The organism is Streptomyces sp. NPDC001903 (assembly GCF_042891345.1).
Lineage (GTDB): Bacteria > Actinomycetota > Actinomycetes > Streptomycetales > Streptomycetaceae > Streptomyces.
On sequence record NZ_JBIASZ010000022.1, the window covers coordinates 102,251 to 117,990 of the forward strand.

Genomic DNA, 15,740 nt, shown 5'->3' on the forward strand with positions numbered 1-15,740 from the left:
CTTCTGGGAGGGACCGAGCGGCCCAACGGGGGACCGACCGGCCCTGCTCGCAGCTCAGCCGCTCCGTTCGGCCGCGGCACAGGTGAGTCTGTTGTCGACGTCGACGACCCCGTCAACGCTCTGGCAAAGACGCACCACCACGGGCAGCAGGTCGGCCTGCGGGACAGTGCCGCTGAGCGTCACCAGGCCGTCGTCGACTTCGACGGTGACATCCGAAGGAGCGAGGCGGAGTGTCCGGGTGAGGACGTCCTCGAGGATCTCTTCCTGTATCGCGTGGTCGCGGCGAAGGAAGAGCTGGATCAGATCGCTGCGGCTGAGGATGCCCATCACACGGCCTCCTTCGTCGACGACCGGAAGCCGCTTGACCTGGTGCCGCTGCATGATGCGGGCCGCGCGGACCACGCTCCACTGCGGTCGGGCCGTCACGGCCGGGCTCGTCATCAGCTCCTCGGCTGTTGCAGCCCCACCTGAGGGCCGCCGGCGGAGAAGGTCGGCTTCGGAGACGACGCCGATCGGGCGCCCGGTGTCGTCGATCACGGGCACGGCGGTGATGTCGAACTCCTTCAGGAGCCGGGCGATCTCCTTGAACACGGTCGTGCGCCGGACAGTGACGGCGGTGCGCGTCATCAGGTCCGCGACACTGCGGTGCCTCATGGCGGTCGTGCCCTCAAGCGGAGACGGGCGCGGTGAAATCAGACTTGACGTCGACGACGCCCGGTACGGTGCCGGCGGCGCGCACGACGATGTCTTCCATCGCGGGGTCCGGCAACGAGCCGGTGAGATAGGCGATGCCGTTGGCGACGTGGACGTGCACCTCCACGGGACCGTGCGCGTGGACGTGCGCTTCGGCGGGAGCCTGCGGGAGCAGCTGGTACATGATCATCTCCCGGATCTCGGCGCCGATGTCCTCGTCCGGGCGCAGGAAGACCTTCAGCAGGTCGCCGCGGCTGACGACGCCGACGAGGCGGCCCTCGCCATCGACCACGGGAAGGCGCTTGAGGTGCCTTCGGGCCATCAGACGCGCCGCGGTGGGGATGGTGGCGTCTTTCGTGACGGTCACGGCCGGGCGGGTCATCAGCTCTTCGGCAGTGGTGTCGTGGGCCGTGTCGGTGCCCTGGGGCTTGAGCAGCAGGTCGGCTTCGGAGACGACGCCGACCACCTGTCCGTCCTGGGCGAGGACGGGGAGCGCGCTGACGTTCCACATCCGCAGCTCTTCCACGATGTCCTTGAACGCGGTTCCCCGGTCGACGGAGATCACGGCGTGGGTCATGACGTCCTCGACGTTGCGCAGGTGCTTCATGATCTTCCTCCTCGACGGAACGGCCGGCACTTGCGATGGTGTGAAGGGCGACCGTCCTGTGGGTAGTGCCGTCCGGTGCCCGGAGTGGCCCGGCCGGCCCTGGTGGGCTCCGCTTGGGGGTGGTTCCATGGAAGTGCGGAAAGGGTCCTTGCGAGGATGCGGAGAAGCGGCCGAGCGCCGTGCACCGCACAATCGGGATCCGCGAGAAGCGGGCGGACTCTTTCCGCCCTTGCTGTGCGACTCGCACGGCCGTTCACCGGTTTCCACTCCTTCAATCGTGGGCGATGACGGCCACAGGGGCTGCTGCGTGGTGCAGGACCGCGTGGGTGACCGTGCCCAGGTGCGCACCGAGGGGGGAGCGGCGCACATGGCGTCCCACGACAACGAGTCCGGCGCCCTGCGAGGCCCGGACGAGATGCTCACCCGCCGATCCCATGAACACGTTGTGGCTGACGTTCACGTCCGGGAACTTGTGCTGCCAGGGCAGCAGCATGTCGCCCACCATGTGCGTGACGCTCACGCCGATGTCCCGTTCGTTGTCCGGGTCGAAGAACGGGACGTAGCTGTAGGCGGCCGGCATCTTCCAGCCGTGCACGGCCCGCAGCGGGCAGTCCCGCCGAGCAGCCTCTTCGAAAGCGAAGGCGAGGACCCGGTCGCAAGCCTCATGGATGTCGACGCCCACGACGATCTCGGCGCCGGAGCCGGTGCCCGGCCCGTCCGGGTCGTCGGCGACGCGAACGAGGACGACCGGGGTGTCGGTCGCGACCACGGTGGACATCGCCACCGAGCCCACGACGAAACCGACCAGGCCACCCAGTCCGCGCGAGCCCAGAACGAGCAGCCCGGCGTCTGCGGCCTCGGCCGCGAGGGCGGCAGCGGGCCGGCCCGTCAGGCAGCGGGCCGTGATCTCCAGGTGCGGGTGGCGCCCGTGCAGCTCCTGCGCGGCTTCGGTCAGGGCCTGGTCCGCCCAGCGGTCCACGTCCTGGCGGCCCAGGCCGGGGAACACCGGGTCCAGGGGCCAGTCGACGGCGTGCACGAGGCGCAGCGGCACCTGCCGCAGGACGGCCTCCTGCGCGGCCCAGCGGGCCGCTGCCCGGCTCTCCGGGGAGCCGTCGACCCCGACGGTCACGTGGTGTTTCATGGCTGCCGTTCCCTTCGTACGGTCCGGTGCTCGTCACCACGGCATCGCGTGCCGGGCATGGTCCGCGTGCGTGGTTTCCGTGTCGTCGGTGCGGGCGGTGACGCGCGATGCCACTGCGACGACCCCGTCGAGTTGCTCGACGAGGCTGAGGAGCGCGGGGAGCTGACTTCGGCGCTCGACCAGTCCGTCCAGGGTGACGATGCCGTCCACCACGTGGACGTCGACGTCCCCGGCCGGCACACCGAGCACCTCCGTGAGGACCTCGTCGGTGACACGCCGCCGTATCTCTGAGTCCGGGCGCAGGAACATGCGGAGCAGATCCCGGCGGGTGACGATGCCGACGAGCCGGTCTTCCACGTCCACGACGGGGAGGCGTTCGATACCCCGGCGGGTCATCAGCCGGGCTGCGTCAGCCACTGTCTCCTCGGCGTGGACGGAGACCGCGGGCGCGGACATGACGTCACCCGCGGTAGGCGGATTAGTCGCGATGGTGCCCTGCTCGGGGGGATGGGGCCCCGGCACCGTGCGGGCCAGCAGGTCCGTCTGCGATACGACGCCCACCACGCGGTCCTCGTCGTCCAGGACGGGGACACCCGAGATGTCGTACTGGGCGAGGAGCTTGGCGACGTCCTTGAAGGCGGTACCCGGGGCCACGGAGACGACCTCGTCGGTCATCAGGTCCGCCACCTTGAGATGCTTCATGAGGCCCTCCTGCTCCGCCGTGTCACGCGAGGCTGGTGTCCGGTGTGGGTGTGTTTCCCCCAGCATCCGGCCGGTTTCTGCCCGCGATCGAGGGCCGATCGGTCCCGTCAAGGGGCCCGTAAGGGTCAATGCGGCAGTCTCGAGCTGCGGAGGGGCGGTGCCGACTACCGCAGGGAGGGCCCGGCAGCCGACGGCGTCGACCGGCGCACACGGCTGACGAGCTGCCCCGGCCGGCTCACGGCCGACGCAGCGCGTGCAGCAGCTCCGGGCCGGACCAGGAACGGCGGCCGCCCGGGCGTTCAGCCTCGTGAACCAGCGACATGAGCCGTGCGTTCACCGGTGCGGTCAGGCCGTGTCGTTCCGCCATGGCGACGACCTCGCCCTGGAGACTGCCGATCTCCGTCGCCCGCCCGTGCTCCAGGTCGTCCCACATCGAGGACCGTGCGTGCGCGTCCACCTGGAGGCTGGCCGCTGCGATGCGGCGGAACAGGGCGTCGGGCAGACGCAGGATCCGTGGCGTGAGCCGGGCCGGGACGGGGCCGAGCCGTGCCGGGCGGACTCCTTCCGCGGCGAACGCCGCCAGCGCCTCCTCCTGGCACAGCGCGAGGCACGCCCGGTACGGGCGTGCGCCCAGCTGTTCCCGCAGCGGCAGGCCGGACAGGGCGTTCACCGCGTTGTTGAGGTTCATCAGCAGCTTGGCGTGCTGCACCTGTGGCATGTCGTGGCGCGGCTCGACCGGCAGTCCGGCAGCCGTCAGCGCCGCGACGAGCGGGGTCGCAGCGGGGCCGCTGTCGAGCATCAGAGCCCCGCCCGTGCCCTGGTGCAAGGTGCCGGGCGCGGTCCGCGCGACGTTGTACGGCACCATTCCCGCGAGCACGGTGGCGCCCGGGAGTTCGTCCCGCAGCAGGCGGGCATTGTGCAGCCCGTTCTGGAAGCTGACGACGACGGCGTCCCGGCGGAGGCGTCCGGCCAGTTCCCGTCCGGCCGACACCGTGGCGGCGGACTTGACGGTGACCAGGACGCAGTCGGCGTCGGCAACCGCGTCCGGCTCCGTCGTGAGCTTCAGCCGATCCCGGGGGACGTGGACCGCGGGGCGGCCTCCGCCGCTGAGCGTCATCCCGTCGTGCAACCCGTCCAGCACCGAGGGCCGCCCGATCAGCGTGACGTCCGCGTGCTGCGCGAGGTGGCCGCCGAGGTAGCAGCCGATGCTGCCCGCGCCGAACACGGCGATCCGCGGTCGCTGGTCGCCAGTGGGGTGAGGCATGTCGGCATCGCTCCTGGTCCACGGTGGTTACCCGAAAGTAGGCGGAAGTCGTCCGGGGATCAAGGGCGGCGCGGCACACCCGTTGGCCGGAGCAACTGCGCTGGCCCGCAAGGGGCCCCGGAGAGCGATGGGGACCTTTGGTCCCGTCTGAGGTCCCGGGCGGCCCTCTTCCCGAAGCGCCGGCGGGTGCCAGCGTGAGGGGTGTCCCTCATCGGCTTCTCGGTTGGGAGGAATCGTGGACAGCACCTTCCGCACCCCGGACACCAGCTCGGTCACCGTCGGCGTGGACGGCTCGCAGTCGGCGCGCATCGCCGCCCTGTGGGCGGCCAAGGAGGCCGTACGCCGTGACCGTCCCCTGCACATCGTCTACGGCGCCGACACCGACGGCAGGGCCCTGTACCTGTCTGCGGAGACCATCGAAAGGGTCCGCGGCAACGGTCGGGAGCTCCTGGACGACACGGCTAAGGCCGTGTCGGCCGAGTACCCCGGGCTGATGGTGACCACGGAGTTCAGCCGCGCGAACGCCGTCGACAGCCTGCACCGGGCCGGCGGACGCCATGGCACGGTCGTGGTCGGCAACCGCGGCCTGGGAGGGTTCAACTCCCTCATGCTCGGCTCGGTCGGCCTGGATGTCGCGGCCGCCGCCATGACCCCCGTCATCGTCGTCCGAGGCATCGACGGGGCCGAGGAGACCGGCACCGTCCTCGCGGCGATCCGCGACGAACACGACCTCCTGATCGCCCGGTACGCCGCCAAGGAAGCCGAGCTGCACAAGGCTTCCCTGCGGCTGCTGCACGTGTGGAACGTGCTCCAGTCCGTCGGCGAGGTGGTCAGCATGCTCGACGGCGTCGACGAGATCGCCAGCGGGCACGAAGAGACCCTGCGGGCCGTCACGGACGTGGTTCGCGGAGAGTTCCCCGACCTGGAGGTCCAGGCCGATGCGGAGAAGAGCATCTCCGTGGCCGGTGTCCTCGTCGAGGCGTCCCGCCACGCCGACCTGCTCGTCATGGGCGGCCGCCGGGTCCCAAGGCCCCTCGGACTCGCCCCCAACCTGGGCAAGGCCACCCACAGCCTGCTGCACCACGCCCACTGCCCCGTCCTCCTCATCCCCCGGACAGGCAGCGACTTCGGGAGCCAGTCATGACCATCCACCCGGCAGGAAGCCACGACATCGTCGTGGGCATCGACCCCGCCAGGGACTGGCACCTCCCCCTGGCCTGGGCCGCCGACGAGGCACAACGACGCCGGCTCCCGCTGCGCCTGGTGCTCGCGGTACCGCCCCAGCACGACACCCATCACGTCGATGACACCCCCGGCCAGACTGCCCTGCGGCAGGCCGGCTCCGACAGGCTCGAACAAGCATCCAACTGGGTGCGTGACCGCCACCCCGAGGTGAGCGTCACCGGTGATCTGCTGAGCGGCTTCCCCGCCCCCGTCCTGGGCGGCGCAGCGCGAGAAGCCCGCATGATCGTCCTCGGCTCCCGGCACCTGAGCCGCACCGCCGAGTTCTTCAGCGCCGGCTCGATCGTGGTCCCCGTCACCGCCCAGGCCCGCTGCCCCGTCGTCGTCGTGGGCGACGCCGAGCACATCAGCCAGCAGCCGCCCTACGTCGTCGCGGGGATCGACGGCAGCGCGTCCGCCACCGCCGCGCTGGACTTCGCCTTCGACGAGGCCGACCTCCGGGGCGCTGCGCTGCGGGTCGTCTGCGTGTGGCAGCCCCCGTTGATCATGTTGGACGACGAAGAGGTGGCGCTGCGGGCGCAGCGCACCCTGCTCTCCGAAGCCACCGCCGGGCTGTCCGAGAAGTACCCGGACGTGCACGTCACCCACGAGGTCCTCACCGGCCATCCGGTCGAGGAACTGGCGCGGGCCGCCGAGCACGCCCTGTCCGTCGTCGTGGGCCGCCGAGGCCGCGGCGGATACACCGGCATGCGGATCGGATCCGTCGTCCACGGCCTCCTGCACCGCGCGCACTGCCCCGTGATCACCGTCCCCAATAACTGACCGGCCATGACCAGCCGCGCGATCGAAATGCCGTCCGCCGACCCCTCCACCCGGGCGGGGCTGACGCAGGCCGAAGCCGAACGCCGACTGGCCCGGTACGGCCGCAACGAGGTGGCACCCCCGCGGCCTACGGCCCTCCACCGTCGGGTGCTGGCCCAGCTGCGTGATCCGCTGATCATGGTGCTGCTCGGTGCCGCACTCCTGACCATCGCGATCGGCGACCACCCGGACGCCGTCGTCATCGGCCTGGTGGTCGTCTTCAACACGACCGTGGGCGTCACCCAGGAGGTCCGGGCAGACCGCGCGGTCGCCGCGCTTTCCGCTCTCTCGGCCCCGCACGCCCGAGTGCGCCGCGACGGCGAAGCGTACGAGGTGTCGGCAGCGCTCGTGGTGCCAGGTGACAGCCTGCTGCTGGGTGAGGGAGACATCGTCGCCGCGGATGCCGACCTCACCGAGGCGTCCGCGCTCCTGATGGACGAGTCCATGCTCACCGGCGAGTCGGAACCCGTAGCCAAGACCGCGGGCGACACGGTCGGCGCCGGCACCGTCGTGGTGCGCGGACGAGGTGTCGCGACCGCCACGGCCACGGGATCCGCCAGTGCCCTCGGCCGGATCGCAGCGCTCCTCGACGGGGAACACGGACCGACCCCGCTCCAGCGTCGCCTCGCCTCCCTGGGCCGCATTCTGGCCGCCGTCACCCTCGCCCTGTGCGTGCTGTTCTTCGCCCTGGGCCTCGTACGCGGTCTCGCTGTGAGCACGATGGCCGTCACCGCCATCAGCCTGGCCGTCGCCGCGGTACCCGAGTCCCTGCCCGCCGTCGTCACCCTCGCCCTCGCCCTCGGGGCCCGCCGCATGGCCGCCCGGGGCGCCCTGATCCGACGCCTTCCGGCGGTCGAGACGCTCGGCTCGGTGAGCGTGCTGGCCACGGACAAGACCGGCACCCTCACCGAGGGCCGCATGGTCGTCCAGCACGTGTGGACGCCCTCCGGAGCCGCCGACGTGTCCGGCAGCGGATACGAACCCCACGGCGACCTGACCCGTGCCGGACACTCCCTCACTCCCGAGCAGCTCCGCCCCCTGCAGGAGCTGCTCACCACGGCGGCCCTGTGCAACGACGCGAGCCTCAAGCCGCCCGGTAGCGGTTCCGAGGTCTGGACGGCCGTGGGCGATCCCATGGAGGCCGCACTGCTGGCCGCCGCCGCCAAGGCAGGCTGCCCCGCCCCGGCAGAGCTGCAACAAGCCTGTCCTCGGATCGGAGAAGCCCCGTTCGACAGCCTGCGCAAACGGATGACCACCCTCCACCACCTGCCGGACGGCAACGTACTGGTCTGCCTCAAGGGGGCGCCGGAGACCGTCCTGGTCCCCGCGGTCCTCGCCGACCCGCTCGAAATCCTGGACCGGGCCCATCGGCAGGCCGCAGAGCTGGCCGCCCACGGATTCAGGGTCCTGGCGGTGGCAGGCGCCGAACGGCTCCAGTGGCACCCACCTGCTGCCGAGGCGGAACACGGACTACGTCTACTCGGCCTGATCGCCATCAGCGATCCGCCGAAAGCGACTGCCGCCGCCACATTGGCGGCCTGCCGCGCCGCCGGCATCACACCCGTCCTGATCACCGGAGACCACCCGGCGACGGCCCACGCCATCGCCGTGCGCATCGGACTCGTGGAGGACGGTCCCGCCGATGCGGTCGTCACCGGCCCCGAACTGGCCGCGGATCCGGACACCGACCTGACCGCCGTCCGCGTCTTCGCCCGGACCGATCCCCAGCAGAAGCTGGACATCGTCCACGCCTGGCGCGCCCGCGGCGCCGTGACCGCCATGACCGGGGACGGCGTCAACGACGGCCCCGCCCTCCACCAGGCCGACATCGGCGTCGCCATGGGCGCCCGCGGCACCGAGGTGGCCCGCCAGGCCGCCGACCTCGTCCTGACGGACGACGAGCTCTCCACCGTGGTCACGGCCGTCGAGGAGGGCCGCCGCGTCTACGACAACATCCGGCGCTTCCTCGTCTACGCCATGGCCGGCGGGGCCGCCGAGATCCTCGTGATGCTGGCAGGCCCCCTGCTCGGCCTGGCCCTGCCGCTGCGGGCGGGCCAGATCCTGTGGATCAACCTCCTCACCCATGGCCTCACCGGCGTGGCGATGGGCGCCGAACCGGCCGCCCCACAGGCCATGCGGCGCCCGCCCCGGCCGCCGGGACAGCACATCCTGGCCGCAGGCGTGTGGCAACGCCTCCTCGTCCTCGCCGCAGCCGTGACCGCGTTCAGCCTGATCTCCGGCATCGGCGCGCGTTCCATGGGCCTGCCCTGGCAGAGCGTGCTCTTCCTGTCCCTGCTCGGCGCCCAGCTCGGAGTGGCACTGGGACTGCGAGCCCGGTTCCTCACCACCCAGAACCTCTTCCTCCCCGCCTCCGTGGCGACCTCCGCCCTGCTCGCGATGGCAGCCCTGCACGTTCCCGCCCTTCAGTCGCTGCTGGACACCCAGCCGGTGGGCTGGGCCGGCGCAGGACTCGCCGCCGCCGCAGCACTCGCGGCATTCATCGCCGCCCGCCTCCTGCGGGGCGCATTCCACAGAAAGGCATGATCATGAACGCCTACTCGCCTGCCGACGGCCACGGGATCCACGCCGAGGTGGGTGACCAGATCGTCGTGGGCGGCCCCACCCTCGGAGCACCGGGCCGCGACGGAGAAGTCATCGCCCTGCACCACGACGACGGCACCCCGCCCTACGACGTGCGCTGGTCCGACACCGGCCGCACCTCCGTGTTCTTCCCCGGCCCGGACGCACACGTCCGGCACCTGCACGACGGATCCGGTACGTCGCGGTACGAGGAGAGGCCGTACGGCGCAATGGCCTCTAGCTGAGTGGGAAGGCCCTCCGGCCGGCGATACCGTGGAAACGGTGGCCCTCTCGCCATCGCTGCCGGCCGGAGGTGGGGCATGAGCGCAGGTGGTCAGCCCGCCCGGAGCGGTGTTCCCCGGCTGCGGCTCGACGAGCTGCTGGACGAGCTCCAGGTACGCATCGATGAGGTCAGGGGCACCCGGGACCGGCTGAACGGTCTCCTCGAGGCCGTCATGTCGGTGGGCCGGGAACTGGACCTGCCGCAGGTCCTGCGCGGCATCGTCGAGGCGGCCGTGGTGCTCGTGGACGCCGAGTACGGTGCCCTCGGCGTCATCGGGGACGACAAGAAGCTGGCCGAGTTCCTCCCCGTCGGCATCAGCGACGGCCTCCGCGCACGGATCGGGGACCTGCCGTCCGGCCACGGCATCCTCGGCGAGCTGATCCGCCACCCCGAACCGCTGCGGCTACCGGAGCTGTCCGAGCACCCGGCCTCGTACGGGTTCCCGGACCACCACCCGCCGATGCACTCCTTCCTCGGTGTCCCGATCCGGGTCCGCGAGGAGGTCTTCGGCAACCTCTACCTGACCGAGAAGCGCGGCGGAGCCGAATTCGACGCCGAGGACGAGGCGGTCCTGTCCACCCTCGCCGTCGCGGCCGGCATCGCGATCGAGAACGCCCGGCTGTTCGAGGAGGTCCGGCTGCGCGAGCGCTGGCTGGAGGCCAGCTCCGACATCACCAGCGCCCTGCTGTCCGGAGCGCCCGAGGACGAGGTCCTCGAGGGCATGCTGGAGCGGGCCAAGGACATCACCGGCGCGGACATGGGCGTCTTCTACCTGCTCGGCTCCGGGGGTGAACTGAGAGGCTCCCTCGCTCTCGGGGACGGAGCCGAGGCACACCGCGGGATCGTCCTGCCCAGCGCCCAGGGCACTCTCGCCGAGGCCGCGCTGGCCCGGGACGGGCTCATCACGGTCCCCGACGTGGCGTCCGACGCGCGCGTCACCGTGCAGCCGGAAAGGTGGACGGGCTTCGGTCCGGCGGTCGCCGTCACCGTCGGCACCAAGGAGAGACTGAGCGGCGTCCTGATCCTGGCCCGCAGGCACAGTCGCCCCGTGTTCACCATCGCCGAAGTCGCCGCGCTTCCGGGGTTCGCGGGCCAGGCGGCCCTCGCACTGGAGCTGGCCGACCGGCGCCGCGACGCCGAGCAGATGAGCCTGCTGGAGGACCACGACCGCATCGCCCGCGACCTGCACGATCTGGCCATCCAGCGACTCTTCGCCACCGGAATGACCCTCCAGAGCGCCCAGCGCTTCGTCGACCACCCCCAGGCGTCCGAACGCCTCGCGCGCGCCGTGGACGATCTCGACGCCACCATCAAGATCATCCGTTCGACGATCTTCGGACTCCGCGAACACGAGGCCCCTGGTGAGGCCTCCAAGTTGCGATCCCGCCTGGTCCAGGCCCTGGACGAGGCCTCGACAGCCCTCGGCTTCGCCCCGGCCCTGCGGATGGAGGGGCTGATCGACACCGACGTACCGCCGACCGTCGCGGACGAGGCCCTCGCCGTGGTGGGGGAAGCACTCGCCAACGTCGCTCGCCATGCCGAGGCCACGCGGGTGGAGGTCTCCATCGCCGCGGCCGAGGGAAACCTGACCGTCACCGTGACCGACAACGGCGTCGGGCTGCCCGTAAGCGGTCGGCGCAGTGGACTGCGGAACCTGGCGGAGCGTGCCGAAAGGCTCAGCGGCCGGATGGAGGTTGCGGCACGGGGCGACGGGGAGCGGGGCACTCGCCTGGAGTGGCGGGTTCCTCTTGACGCGCCACCGCGGTGACCGGCGTCGATATTCCTACTGCTTGGCCGTGCCGGCGTCGTGGTCGTGGACCTGGGCGGCGATCACGGCCGCCTGGACCCGCCGCTCCACGCCGAGCTTGCCCAGCAGCCGGGAGATGTGGTTCTTGACCGTCTTCTCGGACAGGTAGAGCTGCTTGGCGATCTGCCGGTTGGTGAGGCCCTCGCCGATGAGCTCCAGGACTGCCCGCTCCCGTTCGGACAGGGCCGCCAGGCGGGCGTCCTCCGGCGCCTTCGCCGTTTCCGGGTCGCGCAGGGAGTGCATCAGGCGGGCGGTGGTCGCGGGGTCCAGCATGGACTGGCCCGTGGCGACCGTGCGTACGGCCGAGACCAGATCGGAGCCCTTGATCTGCTTCAGGACGTAGCCGGCGGCCCCTGCCATGATCGCGTCCAGCAGGGCGTCCTCGTCGTCGAACGAGGTCAGCATCAGGCAGGCCAGGTCGGGCATGCGCGAGCGCAGCTCGCGGCAGACGGTGATGCCGTCGCTGTCGGGTAGCCGCACGTCGAGTACAGCCACATCCGGACGGAGCGCCGGCCCGCGGGCGAGAGCCTGCTCGGCCGTGCCGGCTTCGCCCACGACGGTGATGCCCGGCTCTGCGTCCAGTAGGTCATGCAGCCCGCGCCGGACCACCTCGTGGTCGTCGAGGAGGAACACCTTGATCGGCGCCTCTGCGGAGGCGTTCGGATCGTCGGACATGGTCGCCCCTGGCTCGGTCCGTTCTACGCGTTTCCCTCAGAATTGTCTCAGGAAGGCGCACAACGCACCCCGTGGCTGAGAGGCACGCTAGGCAGCGATGGCGCTCTCCAGCTCCATCCGGACGTCCACGACGCCCTCGACCGCGCGGATCGCCCGCGCGAGCAGGGGGAGCAGAGCCCGGTCCCGCAGCGGGCCGCGCAGAGTGACGACGCCGTCCTGTACGGCGAAGTCCACGTTCCTACCGGGTTCCAGCTCGGTGAGCACGTTCTGGCGGATCTCCTTCTCGAGCTCCTCGTCGGGCCGCAGGAACACCTTGAGGAGGTCGCTGCGGCTGACCACGCCCTCCAGCATGCCGAGCGCGTTCACGACAGGCAGGCGCTTGACGTGCTTGCGGGCCATGATCCTGGCGGCTTCGGCGACGGGCGCGTCGGGGTGCACGGTGATCGCCGGGCTCGACATGAGCTCCTCGGCCAGCACCGCGCCGGCCTTGGACGCTTCCTCCAGCTGATCGGGCAGCGAGGGGTCCGTACGCCGAAACTCTTCCTTCGGCAGCAGGTCCGCTTCGGAGACCACCCCGACGACGCGGCCCTCGCCTTCCAGGACGGGGACCGCGCTGACCTTCCACTCGTGCATCAGCTCGACGATCTCCTTGTAGGACGCCTCCCGGCCGATGGCGACGGCGGTGTGCGTCATGACGTCACTGACGGTGTAGCGGGATGCGGGCATGACCGGCTCCTTCGGCGAACGGGCGATCAGAGGAAGCTGCCGCTGCCGTAGGGCGCGTACAGATCGAGAAGGCGCACGCGGGCGGCCTGCAGCCGGTTGGCGAGGACCTGCCCGACCCAGTGGCCCAGGGCAGAGCCGAAGGCGGCGTCGGCGTCCATCAGCGCCCGCACGCGCTCCGCGTCGAACTCGTACGCGCGGACGGGCGACATCGCCTCGGCACCCAGGCGCCAGGAGTAGGGCTTGAAGAGCCACGAGCAGCCGACCAGCTGGCCGGCGCCGAGGCTCTCGATGACAGCGGCACGTCGCCCGGGCACGTGGACGTCCAAGGTCACGGTGCCGGACCGGACGATCCAGAACCGGTCCGCGTGGCCGCCCTCGCGGAAGAGACGCGTCCCTTCCTCGAAGTTGACCTCTTGGGCCAGCTCCATCAGACGAGAGCGGCAGTCGGCGGGCAGTGCCTCGGAGATACGGGTGGGTGAAGGGGTGCTCATGAACGGCCTCCTGTTCGAGTCCGTGTTCAGTCTTGGCGTTCCCCTTGGTTGCGGGTATGGGTCCTGTGGTCCCGTTTGAGGGCCGACCGGCCCATGCCGGGGCTCGGTACAGCCGGAGATCCTTGCAGCAGATGGCCGACTCGTGGCCGTCGGCCCCGTCCACCCGGTAGGTGCGCGATGTACTGGAATGGCCATGGCATGGGGGCCTGGGGATGGTTCGCCATGTCCCTCACCACCCTGATCGTCTGGACCCTGATCGTCGCAGCAGCCGTCCTCGTGGTCCGAGCCCTCAGGCGAGACGGTGCGGACGGGTACACAGCAGCCGCGCCGTACCCAGCCCCCGACAAGGGTCCGGAGAGACTCCTCGCGGAACGATTCGCCAGAGGCGAGATCGACGACGAGGAATACAGCCGGCGGCTCGCGGTGCTGCGGAGCCATGCCCCTGGGCCTGCGCCCCTTTGAGAAGCCGACAGCGGCAACGGCCCTGACGTCCTGCCCGCTTGACGAAGGATGCCCACGATGAAGAGCGACCCGGCTGGTACGACCATCAGTTCGCCTGCCGTCAGCATGGAGGGGCGGCAGATGGAAGAGCTCAGCCCTGACGAGGCGCTGCGGCTGTTGGACACGGTCGAACTGGGCCGGATCGTGTTCACTCGTCACGCGCTGCCCGCCGTGCGCCCGGTCAACCACGTGCTCGACGCCGGCGACATCATCGTCCGTGTCCAGGACGACTCGACGCTGGCATCCTTGCTCGCGGCACAGGGGGGTACGGGCGTGGTCGTCGCGTACGAAGCCGACGTCATTGACGAAGGCGAGCACTTGGGGTGGAGCGTGGTCGCCACCGGCTACGCCACCGCCGTCACCGCCCCCGGCGAGGTCGAGCGCTACGAGCACCTCCTGCAGCCTTGGGTCGAGGGCGCCGCGTCGGGTGCCATCCGGATCAGGCCCGATCTGGTCACCGGCTTCCGTCTGCGGGAGAGCACCGGATAGCGGTCGGCCCACTCGCGCGCTTCACCTCCTTGCAGCCCTCGGCCCGGCACCATGGTGACGCACAGGCCCACGTGGAGTCCCGGAGGTGCCATGTCGAAGCACGGACGGATCACTGCGATGCCGCCCGCCTTCCGTGGCTACCGGACGAGCTGGCTACGGGGCGACGTCCTGGCCGGGATCACGGTCGCCGCCTACCTGGTGCCGCAGGTCATGGCTTACGCGGGCGTGGCCGGCCTGCCTCCGGTCGTCGGCCTGTGGGCCGTCCTGCCGGCGATGGTCCTCTACGCCCTCAGCGGCACCTCGCGCCTGCTGTCCGTCGGACCGGAGTCGACCACCGCCCTCATGACCGCCGTGGCCGTCGGACCGCTGGCCGCCGGCGACCCCGCCCGCTACGCGGTGCTCGCGGCCGCCCTGGCCCTCGCCGTCGGCCTGCTGTGTCTCGTCGCATGGGCCGTCCGGCTCGGCTTCCTGGCCGACCTTCTCTCCAGGCCCGTGCTCGTCGGATACCTGGCCGGTGTCGCCTTCATCATGATCGTGGATCAGCTGCCCCGCCTCACCGGGACCAGCGGCAGCGGATCGGGCTTCTTCCCCCAGCTCTTCTCATTCCTCCGCCACATCGGCGACCTGCACTGGCCCACGACCGTCATGGCCGCAGGCTGCCTGCTCCTGCTGTTCACCCTGCCCCTGCTGTGGCGGGCACTGCCCGGACCGCTCGTCGTCCTCGTTCTCGCCACGGCGCTGGTGGCGGTCTTCGCACTGGACGAGGACCAGGGGATCGACGTCATCGGCGCGATCCCGACCGGCTTGCCGGGCTTCGCCCTGCCTCGACCGACAGACCTCGCCGACCTGGTCCTGCCGGCCCTCGGGGTTCTGCTGGTCGGCTACACCGACGTCGTCCTGACCGCACGCGCCTTCGCCCGCCACGACGACCCACACCCCCTGGACGCCAACCGCGAGCTGCTGGCCCTCGGTGCAGCGAACCTCGGTGCCGGAGTCCTGCACGGATTCCCGGTCAGCAGCAGCGCCAGCCGCACCGCCCTCGCGGAATCCACTGGAGCCCGCACACAGGCGTACTCCCTCGTCGGCGCAGTCTGCGTGGCCGCCGTCCTGCTCTTCCTGGGCCCGCTTTTGGCCCGCACCCCGTCAGCCGCCCTCGGTGCGATCGTCGTCTACGCCGCAGTTCGCCTGGTCGAGGTGGGCGAGTTCCGCAGGCTGGCAGCCTTCCGTCGGCGCGACGCCAAGTGAAGCGGCGCACGGGAACGCTGGAGGTCATGTCGACCTCGCACAGGTCCTTAACGGCGTAGTCGGTCGCCGTCCTCCCAAAGCGCCAGGCCGTCGTCCACCGGGCAGTCCAATCCGACCGCATGACCAGCTGGCTGAAAGCATCAGCCGAAATGTCATGCACTCGCGCAAGATCATGCAGTGTCGATGTGTCCGACCAAGGGTCGGTTGCCCGCGGTGCGCAGACTGGCTCGCGATCGAGAAGCAGGGTCTGAGGAGCCACGTCTCCGCCTTACATGCCATGAGTGCGGTGGAAATTGCGAAGAGCATCGTGATTGTCGTCTGACTTTCGCAAGTCGTCTCATCACACCGAGATGTCAGTGGCCCGGCCTGTGGTAGGCGCCCCGGCAGCCTTGGGGGAGCCCTGCGAGAAGACGTTTCGGCGGCGTGCTTAGCAGGGTTCAGCCCCGCAGTGGCTGACCGCGAACGGCCGAGGGTCCGTGCGTGACGGAGCGAG

15 protein-coding genes and 1 pseudogene are annotated in these 15,740 nt (G+C 70.9%); 8 read left to right on the plus strand and 8 right to left on the minus strand.

Annotation, left to right across the window (positions count from 1 at the left end):
• Positions 1-54: 54 nt before the first annotated feature.
• The 5 genes from ACFYZS_RS34870 to ACFYZS_RS34890 all read right to left on the minus strand — a co-directional run bounded on the left by ACFYZS_RS34870 (position 55) and on the right by ACFYZS_RS34890 (position 4,407).
• Positions 55-654 (minus strand): CBS domain-containing protein, encoded by a 600-nt coding sequence (locus ACFYZS_RS34870; RefSeq protein ID WP_389021747.1) that lies wholly within the window; start codon positions 652-654, stop codon positions 55-57.
• 13 nt (positions 655-667) lie between these two features.
• Positions 668-1,300: a CBS domain-containing protein gene (locus ACFYZS_RS34875; RefSeq protein ID WP_389021750.1), complete on the minus strand. Its 633-nt coding sequence runs from the start codon at positions 1,298-1,300 to the stop codon at positions 668-670.
• Positions 1,301-1,571: 271 nt separating this feature from the next.
• Complete coding sequence (locus ACFYZS_RS34880; protein ID WP_389021753.1) at positions 1,572-2,441, minus strand: universal stress protein; 870 nt, start codon at positions 2,439-2,441, stop codon at positions 1,572-1,574.
• A 33-nt stretch (positions 2,442-2,474) separates the two neighbouring features.
• Positions 2,475-3,143, minus strand: coding sequence for a CBS domain-containing protein (locus ACFYZS_RS34885; RefSeq protein ID WP_389021756.1), 669 nt, complete (start codon positions 3,141-3,143; stop codon positions 2,475-2,477).
• Between the two features lie 235 nt (positions 3,144-3,378).
• Complete coding sequence (locus ACFYZS_RS34890) at positions 3,379-4,407, minus strand: 2-dehydropantoate 2-reductase (RefSeq protein ID WP_389021759.1); 1,029 nt, start codon at positions 4,405-4,407, stop codon at positions 3,379-3,381.
• A 235-nt stretch (positions 4,408-4,642) separates the two neighbouring features.
• On the opposite strand from ACFYZS_RS34890, the gene ACFYZS_RS34895 reads away from it, so the two are divergent.
• The 5 genes from ACFYZS_RS34895 to ACFYZS_RS34915 all read left to right on the plus strand — a co-directional run bounded on the left by ACFYZS_RS34895 (position 4,643) and on the right by ACFYZS_RS34915 (position 11,081).
• Positions 4,643-5,551 carry a universal stress protein gene (locus ACFYZS_RS34895; protein ID WP_389021762.1) on the plus strand — a complete coding sequence of 303 codons (909 nt, stop codon included), beginning with the start codon at positions 4,643-4,645 and terminating at the stop codon, positions 5,549-5,551.
• A complete protein-coding gene (locus ACFYZS_RS34900; RefSeq protein ID WP_389021764.1) occupies positions 5,548-6,411 on the plus strand; it encodes a universal stress protein in 864 nt (287 codons plus the stop codon). Before ACFYZS_RS34895 ends, ACFYZS_RS34900 begins: the two co-directional genes overlap by 4 nt.
• Before the next feature lie 6 nt (positions 6,412-6,417).
• Positions 6,418-8,994, plus strand: a complete 2,577-nt coding sequence (locus tag ACFYZS_RS34905; protein WP_389021767.1) for a cation-translocating P-type ATPase — start codon at positions 6,418-6,420, stop codon at positions 8,992-8,994.
• A 2-nt stretch (positions 8,995-8,996) separates the two neighbouring features.
• Positions 8,997-9,275 carry a DUF1918 domain-containing protein gene (locus ACFYZS_RS34910; protein ID WP_389021770.1) on the plus strand — a complete coding sequence of 93 codons (279 nt, stop codon included), beginning with the start codon at positions 8,997-8,999 and terminating at the stop codon, positions 9,273-9,275.
• Between the two features lie 75 nt (positions 9,276-9,350).
• Positions 9,351-11,081, plus strand: a complete 1,731-nt coding sequence (locus tag ACFYZS_RS34915) for a GAF domain-containing protein (RefSeq protein ID WP_389021773.1) — start codon at positions 9,351-9,353, stop codon at positions 11,079-11,081.
• Between the two features lie 15 nt (positions 11,082-11,096).
• On the opposite strand, the gene ACFYZS_RS34920 is transcribed toward ACFYZS_RS34915, so the two are convergent.
• From ACFYZS_RS34920 to ACFYZS_RS34930, 3 genes are all read right to left on the minus strand, one after another.
• Entirely contained in the window at positions 11,097-11,795 is a 699-nt protein-coding gene (locus ACFYZS_RS34920; RefSeq protein ID WP_389021777.1) for a response regulator, read from the minus strand.
• 87 nt (positions 11,796-11,882) lie between these two features.
• On the minus strand, positions 11,883-12,521 hold the full coding sequence (locus tag ACFYZS_RS34925; protein ID WP_389021781.1) for a CBS domain-containing protein: 639 nt from the start codon (positions 12,519-12,521) through the stop codon (positions 11,883-11,885).
• Between the two features lie 26 nt (positions 12,522-12,547).
• A complete protein-coding gene (locus ACFYZS_RS34930; protein WP_389021784.1) occupies positions 12,548-13,012 on the minus strand; it encodes a Crp/Fnr family transcriptional regulator in 465 nt (154 codons plus the stop codon).
• A gap of 222 nt (positions 13,013-13,234) precedes the next feature.
• On the opposite strand from ACFYZS_RS34930, the gene ACFYZS_RS34935 reads away from it, so the two are divergent.
• From ACFYZS_RS34935 to ACFYZS_RS34945, 3 genes and pseudogenes are all read left to right on the plus strand, one after another.
• Positions 13,235-13,474 carry an SHOCT domain-containing protein gene (locus ACFYZS_RS34935; protein WP_389021787.1) on the plus strand — a complete coding sequence of 80 codons (240 nt, stop codon included), beginning with the start codon at positions 13,235-13,237 and terminating at the stop codon, positions 13,472-13,474.
• A 57-nt stretch (positions 13,475-13,531) separates the two neighbouring features.
• A complete protein-coding gene (locus tag ACFYZS_RS34940) occupies positions 13,532-14,002 on the plus strand; it encodes a pyridoxamine 5'-phosphate oxidase family protein (protein ID WP_389021790.1) in 471 nt (156 codons plus the stop codon).
• 90 nt (positions 14,003-14,092) lie between these two features.
• Positions 14,093-15,238: pseudogene (locus tag ACFYZS_RS34945) on the plus strand (SulP family inorganic anion transporter); the annotation flags it as partial.
• Positions 15,239-15,740: the final 502 nt, after the last annotated feature.

Excerpts from the sequence above, each read along its gene's own strand:
- ACFYZS_RS34915 (WP_389021773.1), top strand. The coding sequence starts at position 9,351 with ATGAGCGCAGGTGGTCAGCCCGCCCGGAGCGGTGTTCCCCGGCTGCGG.
- ACFYZS_RS34870 (WP_389021747.1), bottom strand. The coding sequence starts at position 654 with ATGAGGCACCGCAGTGTCGCGGACCTGATGACGCGCACCGCCGTCACT.
- ACFYZS_RS34910 (WP_389021770.1), top strand. The coding sequence starts at position 8,997 with ATGAACGCCTACTCGCCTGCCGACGGCCACGGGATCCACGCCGAGGTG.
- ACFYZS_RS34930 (WP_389021784.1), bottom strand. The coding sequence starts at position 13,012 with ATGAGCACCCCTTCACCCACCCGTATCTCCGAGGCACTGCCCGCCGAC.
- ACFYZS_RS34880 (WP_389021753.1), bottom strand. The coding sequence starts at position 2,441 with ATGAAACACCACGTGACCGTCGGGGTCGACGGCTCCCCGGAGAGCCGG.
- ACFYZS_RS34940 (WP_389021790.1), top strand. The coding sequence starts at position 13,532 with ATGAAGAGCGACCCGGCTGGTACGACCATCAGTTCGCCTGCCGTCAGC.
- ACFYZS_RS34920 (WP_389021777.1), bottom strand. The coding sequence starts at position 11,795 with ATGTCCGACGATCCGAACGCCTCCGCAGAGGCGCCGATCAAGGTGTTC.
- ACFYZS_RS34900 (WP_389021764.1), top strand. The coding sequence starts at position 5,548 with ATGACCATCCACCCGGCAGGAAGCCACGACATCGTCGTGGGCATCGAC.
- ACFYZS_RS34885 (WP_389021756.1), bottom strand. The coding sequence starts at position 3,143 with ATGAAGCATCTCAAGGTGGCGGACCTGATGACCGACGAGGTCGTCTCC.
- ACFYZS_RS34925 (WP_389021781.1), bottom strand. The coding sequence starts at position 12,521 with ATGCCCGCATCCCGCTACACCGTCAGTGACGTCATGACGCACACCGCC.
- ACFYZS_RS34905 (WP_389021767.1), top strand. The coding sequence starts at position 6,418 with ATGACCAGCCGCGCGATCGAAATGCCGTCCGCCGACCCCTCCACCCGG.
- ACFYZS_RS34875 (WP_389021750.1), bottom strand. The coding sequence starts at position 1,300 with ATGAAGCACCTGCGCAACGTCGAGGACGTCATGACCCACGCCGTGATC.
- ACFYZS_RS34935 (WP_389021787.1), top strand. The coding sequence starts at position 13,235 with ATGTCCCTCACCACCCTGATCGTCTGGACCCTGATCGTCGCAGCAGCC.
- ACFYZS_RS34890 (WP_389021759.1), bottom strand. The coding sequence starts at position 4,407 with ATGCCTCACCCCACTGGCGACCAGCGACCGCGGATCGCCGTGTTCGGC.